The sequence below is a fragment of the Virgibacillus sp. MSJ-26 genome (assembly GCF_018918075.1).
In the GTDB taxonomy this organism is placed as follows: Bacteria; Bacillota; Bacilli; order Bacillales; family Amphibacillaceae; genus MSJ-26.
This window is the reverse complement of sequence record NZ_JAHLPW010000013.1, coordinates 17,692-36,549: the sequence shown is the minus strand read 5'-3', so window position 1 is coordinate 36,549 and position 18,858 is coordinate 17,692. Positions and strand designations below refer to the sequence as shown.

Here is an 18,858-nt window from a genome sequence, read left to right as displayed (position 1 = left end):
GGAGCGATCCCAGACGGTCGCGATTACGCTTGCTTTGAAAGCAGCCCATTAGTTACTGTGCAGTTTGTGTAAATTGTTGCAGGTCAAATTTTGATGTGATGTAGGAATATCTTTTTGGGAAGGATAGTTTGTAAGAAATAAAATTTGGTAGTGTACAGTGACGGAATTTGTAAAATTTTTGTTGGTTAGGGCGTTAAAACCATTGTAGGTAATTTTGTATTGAAGGATAATCACTTTCAGCAGGTGGCTTGCTTGGCGACTCATAGTTTGGTTCCCAATCAAAAAAAGCACCCTGTTTGATTGTGGGTGCTTTTCACTTTGATTATTTAGACCCGTTTAACTTTTCCGGATTTAAGTGCACGTGCGGAGACATAAACACGTTGAGGTTTTCCGTCAACCATGATACGAACTCGCTGTACGTTGGCTTTCCATTTACGTTTACTAGCATTAAGTGCGTGGGAACGTTTATTTCCTGTGCCGGTTTGGCGTCCAGTGATAACACATTTCTTTGCCATAGTAATCCCTCCTACTCTAACAAGTATCATATGGGTAGGCCCAAAAACTTGAACCATCTCTTTTACCTATATAAATTTATCATAAGTCTTGAAAGATTGCAATCATCTATAAAGAAAAATCGCTTGACATTAGTGAATAAATCGGTCATTGTATAAGGAGTAAAAATTAATCTGAGCATAAAAGATATATCAATGAATGGCTGATCCTACTTGGTAATTCTTCTTTTCAAAGTTCTGTGCTTGTAGTAGAATAACCTTATGATGTTAGTATTAAAGGAGGATATTCATGTCAATTGAGCTGAATACAAATGATGGTCATGTAACAATAACTAATGATGTCATTGCTACTATAGCAGGAGGAGCAGCAATTGAATGTTATGGTATTGTAGGAATGGCATCCAAAAGCCAAATCAAAGACGGTATCGCAGAAATTTTAAGAAAAGAAAACTTTTCTCGTGGTGTAATAGTAAGACAGGAGGATAATAGTCTTCATGTTGATATGTATATTATAGTTAGTTATGGGACAAAGATTTCCGAGGTTGCTCATAATGTGCAGTCTCAAGTAAAATATACTTTGAGTCAATCATTAGGCTTGGCTATTGATTCCGTGAATATTTACATCCAAGGAGTACGTGTAGCGAAAGAATGATCATCGCTAATTAGAGGAGGAAATATAGTGACTTTAGAAAAGTTAGATGGCATAACTTTTACCCAGATGGTGCTCTCTGGAGCACATCATCTGACTAATAATGCCAAAAAGATTGATGCTTTAAATGTGTTTCCTGTACCAGATGGTGATACAGGAACAAATATGAATTTATCAATGACTTCAGGAGCAAATGAAGTTAAGAAAGCAAATAGTGAAAATATATCCACCGTTGCTAAAGCTTTTTCAAAAGGTCTCCTCATGGGGGCTCGCGGTAACTCTGGTGTTATTTTATCCCAGATTTTCCGAGGCTTTGCAAATGGTATGGAGACTAAAGCTGAGTTGACGACGGAAGATTTAGCAGAAGCTTTTGATAGCGGTGTTCAAACCGCTTATAAGGCAGTTATGAAGCCTGTTGAGGGTACTATACTTACCGTGGCTAAAGATGCAGCCGCAGAAGCGGTAACCGTGGCTAAAACAGAAACGGACATAATATCCTTTATGGAAAAAGTTTTAACGGAGGCTAAAGAATCTCTTGCGCGAACTCCCGATTTACTTCCCGTCTTAAAAGAAGTAGGAGTGGTTGATTCAGGTGGTCAAGGTCTTGTGACAATCTATGAAGGATTTTTAGCTACCTTGAAAGGCGAAGAACTGCCAGAAGAAATCGATACCGTCGACATGGAAGATATGGTAAATGCCGAACATCATAAAATTGCTCAAGATTTCATGGATACATCGGACATTGAATATGGATACTGTACTGAATTTATGGTGAAATTTGATTCGGACAAGCTTAAAGAACACCCTTTCCATGAAGAACAATTCCGGGAAGGTCTCAGTCAGCATGGTGATTCATTGTTAGTTGTTGCTGATGAGGATGTTGTTAAAGTGCATGTCCATGTCGAATATCCTGGTACAGTATTAACTATGGGGCAGGAGTATGGAAGTTTAATTAATATGAAAATTGAAAACATGCGCGAGCAGCATACAGCTATTGTTGGAGACAAGCCTCAAGACACACCAAAGAAAACATCAAAGTATGGTATTGTCACAGTCGCTATGGGGGCGGGCATTAAATCTTTGTTTGAAAGCTTAGGTGCATCCGTTGTTATTGAGGGTGGTCAAACGATGAATCCTAGCACCCAAGATCTTACAGATGCAATCAATGAAGCGAACGCTGAGCAGATTATCATCTTACCAAATAATAAAAATATTACTATGGCTGCAGAACAAGCGGCGGAAATGGCGGATAAAGAAGTTGGTGTTGTGCCAACAAGATCAATTCCACAAGGCATCAGTGCCTTATTAGCATTTCATCCAGAATCAGAGTTAGAAGATAATAAGAAGAGTATGGAAGAAGCTTCTACTCATGTCAAAACAGGTCAAGTTACATATGCGGTTCGAGATACTCAAATCGATGGGATTACCATTAAAAAAGGTAATTTTATGGGGATTGCAGATGGGAAAATAAAATCAACTCATAAAAATCGACTTGAAGCAGTTAAATTACTTCTGGATGAATTAATTACAGAGGATGATGAAATATTAACGATTTTACAGGGGGAAGAAGCTGAAGATAGTGAAGTGAAAGATCTTGAGGCCTTCATTGAAGAAACCTATGAAGATATAGAAATTGAAACTCATAATGGAGAACAGCCCATTTATTCATATATACTTTCCGTAGAATAAAAAAGTCGCCTTGTTGTTTTAATACAAGGCGACTTTTTTCTAGGAAATTTTGAGCCATTGTGACAGCGCAGTCACGCCCAGCTCAAGCGCCTAGCTCCTCGAGGTCTTAAGCAATAACTCTACTTGGCTAAGGCCATGCCACTTCGATTTCTTGCTTAAGCTTTTCGGGGCTGACCAGGCGCTTTCGCTTTTGTTCATCCAGCTCAAGCGCCTAGCTCCTCGAGGTCTTAAGCAATAACTCTACGTGGCTAAGGTCATGCCACTTCGATTTCTTGCTTAATCTTGTCGGAGCTGACCAGGCGCTTTCGCTTTTGTTCTATATTCCTGTTATTTTCACGACAAAATCGAATAGAAATAAGAGTGAAATAACCATTAGAGGCTTTGATATGTCTTCTCGTTTACCTACGGCCAATTTCACAATTGGGTAAGCAATAAAACCAAATGCCATGCCATCAGCTATACTATACGTAAAAGGAATCATTACGATAATTAAAAATGCCGGTAATGCTTCTGAAAGTTCCTCTAGTGAAATATGTCTAATATCTTGAGCCATTAACATACCTACAATGATTAAGATTGGACTAATGGCCGTTCCTGGTATTACTGAAATCCAAGGAATGATAAAGATAGTTGCCAAAAATAAAAAACTTGCTACAAGTGCCACTCTTCCTGTCTTTCCTTTAGAGGCAATAACTGCAGCATTTTCAGCTGAAGAAACTGTAGGCGAGGTTCCAAAAAACGCACATGTGAGTGTAGAAAAAGCTGTCACTTTATAGGCCTTTTCATAACTTTCATTTCGATTGAGCATTTGAAGTTGGCCATTAATTAATCCCATATTTTCAAAAATTAGAATCATGGCTAACGGAAAGATAGCTAACCAGAACGAAAGCTGTCCTGCAGCACTGAATGATGGCATATAAATAAAGTCATTTCCACTCAAAGAGATTGAATTACCGGTACCATCCAGTATTCCGAAAATATATGCTAACACCGTTCCACTAATCATAGTAAGAAGAAAATTGGCTGGAATATCTTTAATGAATAAAAATAATGCTAAAAACAATGTCAGTATACCAACGATAAACTCAGGTGAGGTAAAATCGCCAATAGCAATAATTGTATGTTTACCACGAACGACGAGACCACTTTTTTCTAAACCAATCAAAATCAAAAAAAATCCTAGCCCCACCGTGATTGCATATTTTAATGAATTAGGAATTGCTTCTTTTAACATAACCCCAAGTCGACTGAAAGCTGTTATCAAAAAAATGATTGCGGCAATAAGTACAACGCCCAAACCTTCTTCAAAGCTTAATCCAGTTCCCTCGACAATGGAATAAGCAAATAATGCATTTATTCCCATTCCTGGGATTAAAATAAGCGGTAATTTGGCAAATAGGCCCATAAACAATGTGCCTACAAAGCTAGCCAAAATTGTTGCTATCATTCCACTCTCTAAAGAAATACCTGTTTGACTAAGGATTGACCCATTCACAACAACAATATAAAACGTTGTTAGATAACCGACAACACCGGCTATTAATTCGCTTTTCCATGAAACTTGATGATTCATCTGTTGATTGTTCTTATTAAATGTCAATTGTCTTCCTCATGTCCACTATATCCCTCTCCCACCCGGTTATATTGAAAATTAGATATACTATTGTTAACTAGTAGATGAAATAATATAACCCACAAATGATAATTATAAGGGTTTTTGCTATAATTTACAATGTAGAATGTTATAGATATAGTAGTTAACGTAACGATTCTTTATAATATGTAATAAATAAAAACGTAATAACTTTATTTAATTTGAAATGAAGTCTTTGATATGAAAGTGTGAATAATATGTTAAATGAACCAGTGACCAATGTTAAAGGTGTAGGAGAAAAATTAGCTACAGATTTAGAAAGTATGGATATTTATACGGTTGAGGATTTGCTATTCCACTTTCCGAGCCGTTATGACGTATTTGAAATCAAACCTCTTAACGAACTTATTCACGAAGATAAAGTCACGATTGAAGGAAAAGTATTAAATGAACCGCGCTTATCATTTTATGGTCGGAATCGTTCCAGACTTGTTTTTAATGTGGAAGTCGATCATGTTGTCGTACAAGCTGTTATGTTCAATCGATCATTTGCTAAAAAGCATATTAAAATGGGAGACTTGATTACATTAACCGGGAAATGGGACGCCCATCGTTTGCAAATTACAGTCAATCATTACAAAAAAGGATCTGCAGATCAACAAGCTGAAATCCAGCCCATCTATTCAATCAAGGGAGAAATTAAGATGGGAAGATTAAAAAAAGTAATTTATAACGCGATAAAAGAATATGATTTACAAGTGACAGAGCTGCTTCCCGAAACATATTTAATATTATATAAGTTACCGGGACGAATGGACGCTGTTAAAACATTACATTATCCTGAGAATAGACAAACTCTAAAACATGCTCGGCGTCGATTTGTTTATGAAGAGTTCTTAATTTTTCAGCTGAGAATGCAACTACTTAAAAAATGGCATCGGGAGGCCACGGAAGGAAATGCGCAACATTATGATCCGGAAAGTCTTAAGTTATTTATAAATAGTTTTCCATTTACGTTGACGGCGGCACAAACTAAGTCTTTAAATCAAATACTTGCTGACATGAAATCACCTTACAGAATGAATCGATTATTGCAGGGTGATGTAGGATCAGGAAAAACAGCAGTTGCAGCTATAGCTCTATACGCTTCATTGACAGCTGGGAAACAAGGAGCTCTAATGGTTCCTACCGAAATTTTAGCTGAACAGCATTATCAGTCTTTAAGTGAATTATTTAAAGACAGAGCAAATGTTGTCTTGTTAACTGGATCCGTAAAGGGAAAAAAACGAAATGAAATTCTCAAAGAAATTGAAGAACATCAAATTGATATAGTAATTGGAACTCATGCTTTAATTCAAAAAGATGTTTTTTTTCATGATTTGGGGTTTGCGATTATAGATGAGCAGCATCGTTTTGGCGTAGAACAAAGGCGTATATTAAGAGATAAGGGGCTTCATCCGGATGTTTTATTTATGACAGCAACACCAATACCACGTACGTTAGCCATTACAACGTTTGGAGATATGGACGTTTCGATAATAGATGAACTGCCTTCAGGACGAAAAAAGGTAGAAACCTATTGGGCTAAAGAAAATATGTTTGAGCGTATTTTGTCTTTCATTGGAAAACGTATAACTGACGGAGAACAAGCATATGTCATTTGTCCTTTAATAGAAGAATCTGACAAGTTGGATATTCAAAATGCAGTGGATCTATTTCACCAACTCCAAGAATATTACCCATCAGATATACAAATTGGGCTTTTGCATGGCCGTTTAGAAACGAGCGAAAAAGATAAAATTATGAAAGCATTTGTACAAAATGAAATACAAGTTTTAGTGTCTACTACGGTAATAGAAGTTGGAGTCAATGTCCCGAATGCAACCACAATGGTAATCTATGATGCGGAACGTTTTGGATTATCACAATTACACCAACTTAGAGGACGAGTAGGCAGAGGCGAAAAGCAGAGCTATTGTATTTTAATTGCTGAACCAAAGGGCGATATAGGAAAAGAACGTATGAAAATAATGACTGAAACTAGCGATGGATTTGAACTGGCAGAACAGGATTTGAAATTACGTGGTCCGGGCGACTTTTTCGGAAAAAAACAGAGTGGCTTACCAGACTTTAAGGTTGCTGATATGGTTCACGATTATAGAGCACTTGAGACCGCAAGAAAAGATGCAGAAGAAATTGTGGAAAATAATCTTCTAAATGACCCTTCATTTCAACAATTGAAGTATTTCTTGCAAACACAAGGACATTTCGATTCTAAGTTAGACTGAAAACAAATCTTGCAAAAATAGAAGTGGTATTATATATTACTATTAGTACCTAGTCTTAATTGACTTTACGAGAAATTGTGGATGGTGGATGTATTGAGGAAACCAAAGCAAAAGAGACAGCACTTATTGAAAGAAACAATAGAAACCTCACCTTTTATAACAGATGAAGAGCTTGCGAAAAAATTTAATGTCAGTATCCAAACAATCCGCTTAGATAGAATGGAACTCTCAATTCCTGAATTGCGTAAACGTATTAAGTCAGTTGCTACAGACCAATGGAATGAGACGGTTAAAGCCCTTCCACTAGAAGATGTCATTGGAGAAGTTATTGATCTGGAACTTGATGAGAAGGCTATATCCATTTTAGATATTAATAAAGAACATGTGTTCACCAGAAATAATATTGCGCGAGGGCATCACTTATTTGCCCAAGCAAATTCTCTAGCTGTAGCGGTTATCAATGACGAACTGGCTTTAACAGCAAATTCCGAATTAAAATTTATGAGACAGGTTAAACAAGGTGAACGCGTTGTTGCTAAAGCGGTTATTAAAGGCAAAACGGAAAAAGGATTGACAATAGTAAGAGTAAACAGTTACGTGGGAAATGAAAAAGTATTCAGTGGTATATTTCATATGTATCGATCGACTTTAGAAAACAATTAACCTGAATGATATGCATCTCTATATTAAAGGAGTTTTCATATGAAACTAGCAATAGACGCTATGGGAGGGGATCATGCACCAAAGGCTAACGTTTTAGGTGCAATGGATGCCGTATCCAAAATAAAAAATTTATCGATTACATTAATTGGTGATGAAGTAAAGATAAAAGAGCATTTATCTGATCCAACGAATATCGATATTATTCATACAAATGAGACAATTACAAGCGAGGATGAACCAGTTCGAGCTGTTCGTAGAAAGAAAAATGCATCCATGGTACTTATGGCAAAAGAAGTGAAAGAAGGACGAGCCGATGCGTGTATCTCCGCTGGTAACACAGGAGCGTTAATGAGTGCAGGACTATTTGTTGTTGGAAGAATGCAAGGGATTGATAGACCAGCCCTAAGCCCGACGTTACCAACAAAAGATGGTAAAGGAGTCTTATTGCTTGATGTTGGAGCAAACGTCGATGCAAAGGCTGAACACCTCTTACAATATGCCGTCATGGGATCTATCTACAGTGAAAAGGTTCGACAAGTAAAAAAACCTAGAATTGGTTTATTAAATGTTGGTACAGAAGACGGTAAAGGAAATAAGTTAGCTCAGAAAGCCTTTGCTCTAATGCAAGAAGCCCCTTTGAACTTTATTGGAAATGTTGAAGCAAGAGATATATTACATGGTGCAGCAGACGTTGTAGTAACAGATGGTTTCAGTGGAAATGTTGCTCTCAAAACAATTGAAGGTACAGCAGAGCTTATGTTTTCAATGCTTAAAAAAACACTAACATCTTCCTTAAAAACAAAATTAGGCGCAGGACTCATCAAGTCTGATTTAAAAGATCTGCAAGCTAATCTAGATTACTCTGAATATGGTGGAGCTGGATTATTTGGTCTTGCTGCTCCCGTAATTAAAGCACATGGTTCATCAAATAGTCGGGCCATTTACAATGCTATTGTCCAAGCTTGTTATATGGTTGATTACCAGGTTATTAATACAATTAAAGAGACAGTCGAATCAATCCAATCGGAGGAATAGGAGGAGAGTATATGAAGCGCGTTGCTTTTATGTTTCCAGGACAAGGTTCTCAAGTAGTGGGAATGGGAGAAGAAATTTATAATAACTTTTCATCAGTGAAAACACTTTACGAAAACGCTAATAATGTACTTGATAAAGATTTAACATCTCTCATGTTTGAAGGTCCGAAAGAGAAATTAACTGAAACTGAAAATGCTCAACCGGCTTTATTATTATCAAGTGTAGCCATACATAGTTTACTTATTGAAGAAGAAATTCAGCCAGTGATGACAGTGGGACATAGTTTAGGGGAGTATAGCGCCTTAGTTTCAGCAGGGGCCCTTGCACTAGATGACGCTCTACCACTCGTTCATACGCGAGGCCAGTTGATGGAAGAAGCCTTTCCAAAAGGCCAAGGCACAATGGCGGCTGTGTTAGGTTTATCTCAAAGTGAAATACAAGAGGTTTTAAATAGTATTTCAGAAGAAATTGTTGATTTAGCTAATATTAATTGCCCAGGCCAAATTGTCATATCAGGATCTGTTAAAGGGATTGATTTGGCTACTGAAAAATTAAAAGCGAAAGGAGCTAGACGTGTTCTTCCCTTAAATGTCAGTGGGCCTTTCCATTCAAGACTCATGAAATCTGCAAACGAAGAATTCGCTGCTCATCTCGATAATGTGAAGATAAACAATGCCTCTATTCCTGTTTATGCGAATGTAACTGCCGCACCAGAAACAGATAAAGATAATATTAAAGAATCTTTAGTGAAGCAGCTTTATTCTCCTGTACGATTTGAAGAATCTATCGGAAACATGCTTCAAGAGAATATAGACGCGTTCGTTGAAGTAGGTACTGGCAAAGTTTTATCTGGATTAGTCAAAAAGATAGATCGTAGTGTAAAAACGTTCGCTGTGCAAGATGTGAAGTCTTTAGATGAGTTTGTCACTTGGTATAAGGGGGATAAATAATGTTACAAGAAAAAGCCGCATTAGTAACAGGAGCTTCTCGAGGTATTGGGCGAGCAATTGCGCTTGAATTCGCTAAACAAGGTGCAAATGTTGCAGTTAATTATGCAGGTAGTGAAGATAAAGCCCAAGAAGTCGTTGAAGAATTATTGCAACTTGGTGTAAAAGCTTTTAAAATACAAGCAGATGTCTCAGATGAATCCAGTGTAAAAAATATGATCAAAGAAGTGACCAGTCAATTCGGACGGCTTGATATCTTGGTGAATAATGCAGGTGTCAATAAAGACAATTTATTAATGAGAATGAAAGAGTCCGAATTTGACCAAGTTATTAATACCAATCTAAAAGGTGTCTTTCTATGTACTAAAGCAGTGACAAGGCAGATGATGAAACAAAAAGCTGGAAGAATTGTCAATGTTGCTTCAATTGTTGGGGTGAGTGGCAATCCTGGTCAAGCAAATTATGTTGCAGCAAAAGCCGGTGTCATAGGATTAACAAAAACAACAGCGAAAGAATTGGCTTCGCGTAATATTTTAGTTAATGCTGTTGCACCAGGTTTTATTTCAACAGACATGACCGATGCACTAACTGAGGAACAACGTAAAGAAATGCTAGACATGATTCCACTTGCTAAGTTAGGGTCACCAGAAGACGTGGCAAGAGTTGTGCGTTTTCTTGCTTCGGAAGATGCCAATTATATTACCGGGCAAACACTTCATATAGATGGTGGAATGGTGATGTAAATAATTACACTTGAAAGGAGGTGAAATAAAATGGCAGACGTTTTTGAACGAGTAAAAGAAATTATTGTTGATAATCTTGATGTAGAAGAATCAAAAGTAACAATGGAAGCCTCATTTAGAGATGACCTTGAAGCTGATTCATTAGATGTCGTTGAGCTTGTTATGGAACTTGAAGATGAGTTTGATATGGAGATTGCTGATGAAGAAGCTGAAAAAATCAATACTGTTGGGGATGCTGTTGATTACATAAACAGTACTAAGTCATAAGCTAGATGTGACTGACTTCAGTATAAAAGTTATCCAGAGAGGGATAATATTACAGTTTCCTAAGAACAAAAGCGAGGCGCGCCCGTTTAGCAACGTACGGACTGGACTGAGCCGAAGGAGATAAAGGAAACACGGTGAAAGTAGTGAGCCGATGTTGACTTATCGTGTCATGAGGTGAAGGAAGTCTCGCTAGTTGCTGGGCGCACCTCGCTGGACGTGGCTATTTTTGTATAAAGTTATCCACAGAAGTTTTAATATTACAGTTTCCTAATAATAAAAATGAAAGTCTCGCTTTAAGCGAGACTTTCATTATATTATAATATAATCGGAGGTGAATATATGAATGTAACAAAACTAGAAGAGCAACTAGGTATACGTTTTAAAAATCATGAATTAATTCAGCAAGCTTTTACACATTCATCTTATGTGAATGAGCATCAGAAAGAAAAAATATTGGATAATGAACGTTTGGAGTTTTTGGGGGATGCTGTGTTGGAATTAGGCATTTCTGAATATCTCTATAAGAATAACGTAGATATGGCAGAAGGTGAAATGACGAAGCTTCGTGCTTCCATTGTATGTGAACCGTCTTTAGCAAACTTTGCTCGAGATTTGAACTTTAATGAATTTATAATGCTTGGAAAAGGTGAAGAACACACGGGTGGTCGAGATCGAGCCTCTCTTTTGGCTGATGTGTTTGAATCTTTTTTAGGGGCGCTTTATATAGAACAAGGATTCAATGCCGTATTGACATTTTTTGAGCGATTCATATATCCAAAAATTGATATGGGTGCTTTTTCGCATGCGATGGATTATAAGAGCCAACTACAAGAACTTATTCAGCAGGATAAAAATAGAGGGATCGAATACAAAATCGCTCAAGAAAAAGGACCTTCTCATATGAAAGAGTTTGTGGTTCAAGTGTTGATAGAGAATAGGACAGCTGGAACGGGAATTGGCAGGACAAAAAAAGAAGCGGAACAACGTGCAGCAAAACATGCAATAGACGAGTTGAGCAAATAACAATAAATCGAAAGGCTGTCATTCATAATAAGAATTAACAGCCTTACTTTTTTGTTTATCTATAAATGAGACTATCCTTTTCTAACAGAACGTAATTCGTCAACAAAGGCTTGGGTTTCTGATGGACTTAATCCATCTTTATTCATAACCATGTCGTACATAAATTTTAAATCATCATATTTATTCAGGTTATATCCTTCTGGATCCATGATCATACGATTGGCAACATCGAGTTTCTCTGCCAATTTGTTAAGTATGTACTCTAGGTTTTCTTGGGAAGGTTGCTCCAAGTTCATATAAACACCTCTTATGATAGTTTTTAAATTGCATAGGTTAAATGAAAAATTTCTTCTTTAATTATATATATGATAAAATAAATGCGCTAATATGCCAAATGAAACACAGAAAATAGGAATAAGTAGCTATTAAGTGAATCGTTTTACTTTTTAATCAAGAATAGGTAGGGGAATGTTTATGTTTTTAAAACGGTTAGAAACTGTGGGTTTTAAATCATTTGCTGAGCGAATCGATGTTGATTTTGTGCCAGGTGTTACAGCAGTCGTTGGACCTAATGGGAGTGGTAAAAGTAATATAACCGATGCCATTCGCTGGGTTCTTGGTGAACAATCAGCAAGATCTTTACGTGGATCTAAAATGGAAGACATCATTTTTCAAGGAAGTGATACACGAAACGCTCTTAATGTTGCAGAAGTGACATTAGTCCTTGATAACAGAGAACAGACTTTGCCACTTGATTATAAAGAAGTAAGCGTTACGAGACGGGTCTACCGTTCAGGAGAAAGTGAATTTTATATTAATAAACAAGCATGTAGATTAAAAGATATTGTTGATTTATTTATGGATTCAGGGCTTGGTCGTGAAGCTTTTTCAATTATAAGTCAAGGAAAAGTCGAAGAAATACTAAGCTCCAAAGCTGAAGAGCGTCGTGTTATTTTTGAAGAAGCTGCCGGTGTATTGAAGTATAAGCAACGAAAACGAAAATCAGAACTTAAGTTGGAAGAGACTCAAGAAAATTTAAATCGTGTGGATGATATTATTCATGAAATAGAACAGCAAATTAATCCGCTTGAACATCAATCAAGAAAAGCGGAAACATATCTGCAATATAGTGAAGAACTCAAAGAAAAAGAGATTTCTTTTTTAATTACTGAAATTGAAGAGTTAAATCAAAAATGGAATACAACACTTGAGCAACTTGAAAATGATAAAATGAAGGAAATCGAGTGGAAGACCTCTATTCAACAAAAAGAAGCAAACCTTGAGAAAGAGCGTCATAATATTAATCATCTAGATGAAATTATTGAAAAGCAACAAGCAGAGTTGCTTAACGTTACTCAGCAGTTAGAGAAATATCAAGGAAAAAAACAAGTCCGAAATGAACGTTTTAAACATGTCGAAGCAAATAAAGAAAAATTGCAACAACAAAAAAAGGAAGCAAAAGAACGTGTCACCAAAATTAAATCAGACTTGGGTTTTGAGTTAGAAGCATTAAAAAGCCTTAAAAAAGATAGACAAGAGACTAGAGATAAAGCTGAAAATCTAGAAGTAAAGTTGTCTACTTCTGAAGAAAATATACTAGAGCAAATTGAAGAGTTGAAATCCATCTACATTGAATATTTAAATAAACAGGCAGCTAAGCGTAATGAAAAACAATCAATAAGCCAACAACTCACTCAATTAACAGCCAAAAAAGAGAAGCATGCCCATAGCCAACAAGATTTAATCAAGGATAAAAAACAGTTATCAAACGAACATCAAGTAGCAGAGAAAGATTCGGCACGTTTAGAAGAAAAGTATACAAAAGAGCGAACAAATCTAATAAATTTAAAAAAAGACTTAGAGAAAGAGCGTAGTCTTTTTCAAGAGTCGCAGACAAAACTTTATCAAGGTTATCAACATATAGAGAAAATGAAATCAAGAAAAGAAATGCTAGAAGAGTTGAAAGAAGACTTCCAAGGATTTTTCTATGGTGTTAAAGCGGTTTTGAAAGCGAGACAAAGTCAAAAAATAAGCAATATTCATGGTGCTGTCCTTGAGTTGATTGATATTCCAAAACAATTTATTACCGCAATAGAAACTGTTTTAGGAGGTCAAGCTCAACATGTTGTCGTAACTGATGAACAATCGGCAAGAGATGCTATTAACTTTTTAAAGAAAACTCAAAAAGGAAGAGCGACGTTTTTGCCCCTTGATATTATTAAACCGCGATATATTCCTGATGGTATTCAAAAAAGGATTAAGTCACATAACGGTTTTATAGGAATAGCTTCACAATTAGTAAAAACGATGCCCCGATATGAAAATGTAATCAATTATTTAATGGGTCATGTTGTTATTGCTTCCACACTGAAAGATGCGAATGAAATGGCAAGACTATCTGATCGGCGTTATCGGATTGTGACACTTGAGGGAGATGTAGTGAATCCAGGTGGTTCAATGTCTGGAGGCGCAAAACAGCAAAAAAACTCTTCCATATTTACAAGAGAAAAGGACTTAAAAGAAGTAACTGAAAAACTGAAAGACTTCGAATTAAAGGCAACTACGTTTGCTAATAATGTTAAGAATCAACAAACAAAAATTGAAGGTAAAGAAAGCGAAATTGATAAATTAGAAAAAGACATACAGCAAGTACAAAAGGAATTGCAAAACCTAAGAGAATATAATACAGAAATAAACTTACGGTTGGAGTCCCAGGAAGAAAGCATTGAATTGCATCAAAGAGAACAACGTCAGTTTAATCAAGATGAAAAACATCTAAAAGAAAAACTAACCGGGTTGGAAACGGGATTAAAAGAAATTGAAAAAAACCTCGAATCTATTCAGGGGAAAATTGACTTTTTATCAGAGCAAGAGATGACATTTAAAGAAAATAGAGAGAAACTACAAGATACCTTACATGATTTTCAAGTGGCTTTGGCAGAACAAGATGAGCGAGTTAAACATCAACAACAAAAAACAGTTGAGTTAAAACAACAACTCGTAGAAGCCGAAAAGAAACACCAGGATTATTCTCATGAATTAGAAAAATTAATTGAGATGATACAATCGGAAGAATCTGAAAAAGTCGTAGAAGAAAAAATAAAGACAAATATGACAGCGAAAGATCAAGTGCTTAAGGAGATACAACAACATCGTGCCGAGCGTAGTGAACGAACCCAAAGAATGAGCGATGCTGAGAGAGAATTAAAAGAAGAAAATAGGCTCCACCAAGATTTTATTGGGAAAGTACAAGAAAAAGAAGTTAAAGCAAATCGGTTGGATGTTGATTTAGAAAATCGTCTTACTCAATTACAGAATGATTATGAAATAACATATGAGCGAGCTAAACAGAATTATGAGAAATCCACTAATATCGAAGAAACAAAAGATATAGTTGACAAATTAAAAAAGAAAATAAACAATCTAGGTACTGTGAATCTAGGTGCCATCGATGAATATAAGCGATTATCTGAGCGCTACACATTTTTGACTGAGCAAAAGGACGATTTAGTGACAGCGAAGCAAACATTATTTTCAGCGATTCTTGAAATGGATACAGAAATGAAACGGTTATTTGATGATACGTTCAGTCAAATTAAAGAAGAGTTCTCAATAGTGTTTAAGGAATTATTTGGCGGGGGCTATGCTGAATTAAAATTAACAGATCCTAAAGACTTGCTTAATACAGGGGTTGATATCATTGCACAGCCACCAGGAAAGAAATTACAACATCTTGGTTTATTATCTGGTGGTGAAAGAGCGCTGACTGCCATTGCTCTCCTTTTTGCAATACTACGTGTCCGTCCCGTTCCTTTTTGTGTTCTTGATGAAGTTGAAGCGGCTCTTGATGAGGCTAATGTATACCGCTTTGCCAAGTATGTTCAAAGTCATAGTGAAAACACTCAATTCATTGTCATTACCCACAGGAAAGGCACGATGGAAGAAGCTGACGTGCTTTATGGTGTCACAATGCAAGAATCAGGAGTGTCACGATTGGTTTCAGTTAAACTAGAAGAAACAGAGGAGTTAATTAGAGCTTAGGAGGTTGAAGAAATGAGTTTTATGCAACGTTTGAAAGATAAATTTACTAAAAATGAAGAACAAGAAGTTTCAAAAACATATAAAGAAGGTATGGAAAAGACCCGACAATCATTTGCAGGAAAAATCAACGACTTAATTGCCAGATACCGCAGTATCGATGAGGATTTTTTTGAAGAGCTAGAGGAAGTCTTAATCACAGCAGATGTTGGCGTGATGACAGTTATGGAGTTAATTGATGAATTAAAAATGGAAGTGAAACGACAGAATGTAAAAGATCCTACAGAAGTACGAGACGTTATTTCGGAAAAGTTAGTTGAGATGTATTATGATGGTGATACTGAAGAAGTCGATGACATCAATTTAGAAAATGATGGCCTATCTGTTATATTAGTTGTCGGTGTTAATGGTGTTGGTAAAACAACATCGATTGGTAAGTTAGCTCATCAACTGAAGCAGGAAGGTAAACAAGTCATGCTGGCAGCAGGCGATACATTTCGTGCTGGTGCGATTGAGCAATTAGAAGTATGGGGGGAGCGAACTGGTGTCGAAGTCATTAAGCAAAGTGAAGGAAGCGACCCGGCTGCGGTTATTTTTGATGGGATAAAGGCAGCTAAGGCTAGAAAAGCTGATGTCTTAATCTGTGATACTGCTGGTCGTTTGCAAAATAAGGTTAATCTTATGAATGAATTGGCGAAAGTCAACCGAGTAATTGAACGTGAAGTGCCTGGAGCTCCGCACGAAGTTTTGCTTGTGCTTGATGCTACGACAGGTCAAAATGCATTAAGTCAGGCAAAAACATTTTCAGAAAGTACAAATGTATCAGGGATAGTTTTAACCAAGTTGGATGGAACTGCTAAAGGTGGAATTGTTTTAGCAATTCGTCATGAGTTGAATATTCCTGTTAAATTCGTTGGGCTTGGTGAACAAATAGAAGATCTGCAAAAATTTGACGCAAGTGCATTTGTCTATGGGCTTTTTGCTGATATAATTGATGAGGAAATTGATGAGTAAAATACTCAAAAAAGCTTGACATGAAAACATTTTATCCGTTATGATAAAATGTAAAGTGATTTCACTTAACAAGGGAGAATACCATGCTCGAAAAAACTGTCCGTATCAACTATTTATATGACTTTTATCAGGTTTTATTAACTCCAAAACAACGTGAATATATGAGTTTATATTATTTAAAGGACTATTCTTTAGGTGAAATTGCTGAGAATGCAGGAGTATCAAGACAAGCTGTTTATGATAATATTAAACGTACAGAGACAATGCTTGAGTCCTATGAAGAAACACTTCATCTTTATCAGAAATTTGAACAACGTACGTCACTCATTCAGAATCTTGAAGAATGTATAAATGAAAGAGATTTAGAAAAAGCAATGACGACTATAAAACAATTAAAAGAATTAGATTAGGGGGACACCTTCTATGGCATTTGAAGGATTGGCCGACCGTTTGCAAAGTACAATAAAGAAAATTACCGGTAAGGGTAAAGTTTCCGAGCAAGATGTTAAGGAGATGGCTCGTGAAGTACGCTTGGCTTTGCTCGAGGCAGATGTAAACTTTCGAGTGGTTAAAGACTTAATTAATCGAATAAAAGAGCGGGCTGTGGGTCAAGAAGTAATGGACAGCTTAACTCCAGGACAGCAGGTTATTAAAGTTGTAAAAGATGAATTAACTAATTTGATGGGTAAAGAGCAGAGTAAAATAGCTGTAAGTGATCGTCCACCAACAGTAATTATGATGGTGGGATTACAAGGTGCTGGTAAAACTACCACGACAGTTAAATTAGCAAATCATTTACGAAAAAACCATAATCGTAACCCTATGCTAGTAGCTTGTGATGTTTATCGACCAGCAGCTATCAACCAATTAGAAACGCTTGGTAAGCAACTTAATATGCCTGTTTTTTCTATGGGAACAGAAACAAATCCTGTAGAAATTGCTGAAAAAGCAATTGAAAAGGCGAAAGAAGATCATAATGATTATGTCATTATCGATACGGCTGGCCGCCTACACATCGATAATGACCTGATGGATGAGCTGGACAATATTAAAAAGATGGCGAGCCCGGATGAAATTTTTCTCGTTGTCGATTCAATGACAGGTCAAGATGCAGTCAATGTAGCGGAGAGTTTCAATGAACAACTGGATATCTCAGGTGTTGTCTTAACTAAACTTGATGGTGATACACGAGGTGGAGCAGCATTATCCATTAAGGCAGTGACTGATAAACCTATTAAATTTGCTGGGATGGGTGAAAAATTAGATGAATTTGAGCCGTTTCATCCAGACCGAATGGCATCTCGTATCCTTGGCATGGGAGATGTGTTGACATTAATTGAAAAAGCCCAAACAGATGTCAATGAAAAACAAGCGAAAGAATTGGAAGAGAAAATGCGTACCATGTCCTTTACATTTGACGATTTCCTAGATCAAATGGATCAAGTAAAAAACATGGGCCCATTAGATGAATTAATGGCAATGATTCCTGGTGCCAATAAAATGAAAGGCTTAAAAAATGCTCAAATAGACGAGCATCAAATAGGTCAGATAGAGGCAATCATTAAATCAATGACCAAACACGAAAGACAGAACCCCAATGTAATGAATGCCAGCCGTAAAAAAAGAATTGCAAAAGGTTCTGGTACCAATGTCTCACAAGTAAATCGGTTGTTGAAACAGTTTAATGAAATGAAGAAAATGATGAAGCAAATGACCAATATGCAAAAGGGCAAAAAGGGTAAAGGATTCAATCTTCCGTTCATGTAATGTAAAAACCCTTTACAGACATCCAAGTTTCTGATAGAATCTAAACTTGTTAATACAAATTATGTTGGAGGTGCAAGCATGGCTGTTAAAATTCGTATGAAACGTATGGGATCTAAAAGAAACCCATTTTATCGTATTGTAGTTGCCGACTCACGTTCTCCTAGAGACGGTCGTCAAATCGAACAAATTGGAACATATAATCCAATTTCCAATCCGGTTGAAATTAAAATTGATGAAGAAAAAGCACTTAGCTGGATGACGAACGGCGCGCAACCAAGTGATACAGTACGTAATCTATTTTCAAAACAAGGCATCATGAAAAAATTCCACGACCAGAAAAATCAAAAGTAAAGTAGTGTGATATCATGAAAGCCCTAATTAAAACTATTGTGACCCCGCTTGTCGATAATCCGGATGATATTGTCGTAACAGAAAAAGAAGAAGACACGAAAATTGTCTATCATCTTGCCGTGAATGAAGATGATGTTGGAAAGATTATTGGCAAGAATGGTCGCGTAGCTAAAGCCATTCGAACAGTTGTCTACGCAGCTAAAACGGATGCAAATAAAAGGATTTATTTAGATATTATGTAAAGGGAGAGGGGATACCTTTCCCTTTTTCCACATTTC

The 18,858-nt window shown here is 36.6% G+C and carries 18 protein-coding genes; 15 read left to right on the top strand and 3 right to left on the bottom strand.

What is annotated here, in order from left to right; all coding sequences use genetic code 11:
* Positions 1 to 326: 326 nt before the first annotated feature.
* On the bottom strand, positions 327 to 515 hold the full coding sequence (gene rpmB, locus KQI49_RS12760; RefSeq protein ID WP_216489517.1) for a 50S ribosomal protein L28: 189 nt from the start codon (positions 513 to 515) through the stop codon (positions 327 to 329).
* Positions 516 to 801: 286 nt separating this feature from the next.
* On the opposite strand from rpmB, the gene KQI49_RS12755 reads away from it, so the two are divergent.
* On the top strand, positions 802 to 1,164 hold the full coding sequence (locus KQI49_RS12755) for an Asp23/Gls24 family envelope stress response protein (RefSeq protein WP_216489515.1): 363 nt from the start codon (positions 802 to 804) through the stop codon (positions 1,162 to 1,164).
* 27 nt (positions 1,165 to 1,191) lie between these two features.
* A complete protein-coding gene (locus tag KQI49_RS12750) occupies positions 1,192 to 2,850 on the top strand; it encodes a DAK2 domain-containing protein (RefSeq protein WP_216489513.1) in 1,659 nt (552 codons plus the stop codon).
* 316 nt (positions 2,851 to 3,166) lie between these two features.
* Here KQI49_RS12750 and KQI49_RS12745 read toward each other — a convergent pair whose 3' ends face one another.
* Complete coding sequence (locus KQI49_RS12745) at positions 3,167 to 4,423, bottom strand: NCS2 family permease (protein ID WP_216489616.1); 1,257 nt, start codon at positions 4,421 to 4,423, stop codon at positions 3,167 to 3,169.
* A 278-nt stretch (positions 4,424 to 4,701) separates the two neighbouring features.
* Here KQI49_RS12745 and recG point away from each other — a divergent pair, with 278 nt between their 5' ends.
* The 7 genes from recG to rnc all read left to right on the top strand — a co-directional run bounded on the left by recG (position 4,702) and on the right by rnc (position 11,410).
* Complete coding sequence (gene recG, locus KQI49_RS12740; RefSeq protein ID WP_216489512.1) at positions 4,702 to 6,732, top strand: ATP-dependent DNA helicase RecG; 2,031 nt, start codon at positions 4,702 to 4,704, stop codon at positions 6,730 to 6,732.
* Positions 6,733 to 6,813: 81 nt separating this feature from the next.
* A complete protein-coding gene (gene fapR, locus KQI49_RS12735) occupies positions 6,814 to 7,395 on the top strand; it encodes a transcription factor FapR (RefSeq protein WP_371817570.1) in 582 nt (193 codons plus the stop codon).
* A 39-nt stretch (positions 7,396 to 7,434) separates the two neighbouring features.
* On the top strand, positions 7,435 to 8,430 hold the full coding sequence (plsX, locus tag KQI49_RS12730) for a phosphate acyltransferase PlsX (RefSeq protein ID WP_216489510.1): 996 nt from the start codon (positions 7,435 to 7,437) through the stop codon (positions 8,428 to 8,430).
* 11 nt (positions 8,431 to 8,441) lie between these two features.
* On the top strand, positions 8,442 to 9,380 hold the full coding sequence (gene fabD, locus KQI49_RS12725; protein WP_216489509.1) for an ACP S-malonyltransferase: 939 nt from the start codon (positions 8,442 to 8,444) through the stop codon (positions 9,378 to 9,380).
* Positions 9,380 to 10,120, top strand: a complete 741-nt coding sequence (gene fabG / locus KQI49_RS12720) for a 3-oxoacyl-[acyl-carrier-protein] reductase (protein ID WP_216489507.1) — start codon at positions 9,380 to 9,382, stop codon at positions 10,118 to 10,120. The genes fabD and fabG overlap by 1 nt, the downstream gene beginning before the upstream one ends.
* A gap of 30 nt (positions 10,121 to 10,150) precedes the next feature.
* Positions 10,151 to 10,387 carry an acyl carrier protein gene (locus KQI49_RS12715; RefSeq protein ID WP_216489505.1) on the top strand — a complete coding sequence of 79 codons (237 nt, stop codon included), beginning with the start codon at positions 10,151 to 10,153 and terminating at the stop codon, positions 10,385 to 10,387.
* Between the two features lie 339 nt (positions 10,388 to 10,726).
* Positions 10,727 to 11,410 carry a ribonuclease III gene (rnc, locus tag KQI49_RS12710; RefSeq protein ID WP_216489504.1) on the top strand — a complete coding sequence of 228 codons (684 nt, stop codon included), beginning with the start codon at positions 10,727 to 10,729 and terminating at the stop codon, positions 11,408 to 11,410.
* 71 nt (positions 11,411 to 11,481) lie between these two features.
* Here rnc and KQI49_RS12705 read toward each other — a convergent pair whose 3' ends face one another.
* Positions 11,482 to 11,706: a DUF1128 domain-containing protein gene (locus tag KQI49_RS12705; protein ID WP_216489502.1), complete on the bottom strand. Its 225-nt coding sequence runs from the start codon at positions 11,704 to 11,706 to the stop codon at positions 11,482 to 11,484.
* A 178-nt stretch (positions 11,707 to 11,884) separates the two neighbouring features.
* Here KQI49_RS12705 and smc point away from each other — a divergent pair, with 178 nt between their 5' ends.
* The 6 genes from smc to KQI49_RS12675 all read left to right on the top strand — a co-directional run bounded on the left by smc (position 11,885) and on the right by KQI49_RS12675 (position 18,822).
* Positions 11,885 to 15,451 carry a chromosome segregation protein SMC gene (smc, locus tag KQI49_RS12700; protein WP_216489501.1) on the top strand — a complete coding sequence of 1,189 codons (3,567 nt, stop codon included), beginning with the start codon at positions 11,885 to 11,887 and terminating at the stop codon, positions 15,449 to 15,451.
* Positions 15,452 to 15,463: 12 nt separating this feature from the next.
* Positions 15,464 to 16,462 (top strand): signal recognition particle-docking protein FtsY, encoded by a 999-nt coding sequence (gene ftsY / locus KQI49_RS12695; protein WP_216489500.1) that lies wholly within the window; start codon positions 15,464 to 15,466, stop codon positions 16,460 to 16,462.
* A gap of 83 nt (positions 16,463 to 16,545) precedes the next feature.
* A complete protein-coding gene (locus tag KQI49_RS12690) occupies positions 16,546 to 16,872 on the top strand; it encodes a putative DNA-binding protein (RefSeq protein WP_216489499.1) in 327 nt (108 codons plus the stop codon).
* A 13-nt stretch (positions 16,873 to 16,885) separates the two neighbouring features.
* Positions 16,886 to 18,229: a signal recognition particle protein gene (gene ffh, locus KQI49_RS12685; RefSeq protein WP_216489497.1), complete on the top strand. Its 1,344-nt coding sequence runs from the start codon at positions 16,886 to 16,888 to the stop codon at positions 18,227 to 18,229.
* A gap of 78 nt (positions 18,230 to 18,307) precedes the next feature.
* Complete coding sequence (gene rpsP / locus KQI49_RS12680) at positions 18,308 to 18,580, top strand: 30S ribosomal protein S16 (protein ID WP_216489495.1); 273 nt, start codon at positions 18,308 to 18,310, stop codon at positions 18,578 to 18,580.
* Positions 18,581 to 18,594: 14 nt separating this feature from the next.
* The gene (locus tag KQI49_RS12675; protein ID WP_216489493.1) at positions 18,595 to 18,822 is read left to right on the top strand and encodes a KH domain-containing protein; all 228 of its coding nucleotides are present in this window, start codon (positions 18,595 to 18,597) and stop codon (positions 18,820 to 18,822) included.
* Positions 18,823 to 18,858 lie beyond the last annotated feature (36 nt).

What these genes read in the sequence shown, in the direction of transcription:
- rpmB (WP_216489517.1), bottom strand. Translation starts at nt 515, where the DNA reads ATGGCAAAGAAATGTGTTATCACTGGACGCCAAACCGGCACAGGAAAT.
- KQI49_RS12755 (WP_216489515.1), top strand. Translation starts at nt 802, where the DNA reads ATGTCAATTGAGCTGAATACAAATGATGGTCATGTAACAATAACTAAT.
- KQI49_RS12745 (WP_216489616.1), bottom strand. Translation starts at nt 4,423, where the DNA reads ATGAATCATCAAGTTTCATGGAAAAGCGAATTAATAGCCGGTGTTGTC.
- recG (WP_216489512.1), top strand. Translation starts at nt 4,702, where the DNA reads ATGTTAAATGAACCAGTGACCAATGTTAAAGGTGTAGGAGAAAAATTA.
- fapR (WP_371817570.1), top strand. Translation starts at nt 6,814, where the DNA reads ATGGTGGATGTATTGAGGAAACCAAAGCAAAAGAGACAGCACTTATTG.
- plsX (WP_216489510.1), top strand. Translation starts at nt 7,435, where the DNA reads ATGAAACTAGCAATAGACGCTATGGGAGGGGATCATGCACCAAAGGCT.
- fabD (WP_216489509.1), top strand. Translation starts at nt 8,442, where the DNA reads ATGAAGCGCGTTGCTTTTATGTTTCCAGGACAAGGTTCTCAAGTAGTG.
- fabG (WP_216489507.1), top strand. Translation starts at nt 9,380, where the DNA reads ATGTTACAAGAAAAAGCCGCATTAGTAACAGGAGCTTCTCGAGGTATT.
- KQI49_RS12715 (WP_216489505.1), top strand. Translation starts at nt 10,151, where the DNA reads ATGGCAGACGTTTTTGAACGAGTAAAAGAAATTATTGTTGATAATCTT.
- rnc (WP_216489504.1), top strand. Translation starts at nt 10,727, where the DNA reads ATGAATGTAACAAAACTAGAAGAGCAACTAGGTATACGTTTTAAAAAT.
- KQI49_RS12705 (WP_216489502.1), bottom strand. Translation starts at nt 11,706, where the DNA reads ATGAACTTGGAGCAACCTTCCCAAGAAAACCTAGAGTACATACTTAAC.
- smc (WP_216489501.1), top strand. Translation starts at nt 11,885, where the DNA reads ATGTTTTTAAAACGGTTAGAAACTGTGGGTTTTAAATCATTTGCTGAG.
- ftsY (WP_216489500.1), top strand. Translation starts at nt 15,464, where the DNA reads ATGAGTTTTATGCAACGTTTGAAAGATAAATTTACTAAAAATGAAGAA.
- KQI49_RS12690 (WP_216489499.1), top strand. Translation starts at nt 16,546, where the DNA reads ATGCTCGAAAAAACTGTCCGTATCAACTATTTATATGACTTTTATCAG.
- ffh (WP_216489497.1), top strand. Translation starts at nt 16,886, where the DNA reads ATGGCATTTGAAGGATTGGCCGACCGTTTGCAAAGTACAATAAAGAAA.
- rpsP (WP_216489495.1), top strand. Translation starts at nt 18,308, where the DNA reads ATGGCTGTTAAAATTCGTATGAAACGTATGGGATCTAAAAGAAACCCA.
- KQI49_RS12675 (WP_216489493.1), top strand. Translation starts at nt 18,595, where the DNA reads ATGAAAGCCCTAATTAAAACTATTGTGACCCCGCTTGTCGATAATCCG.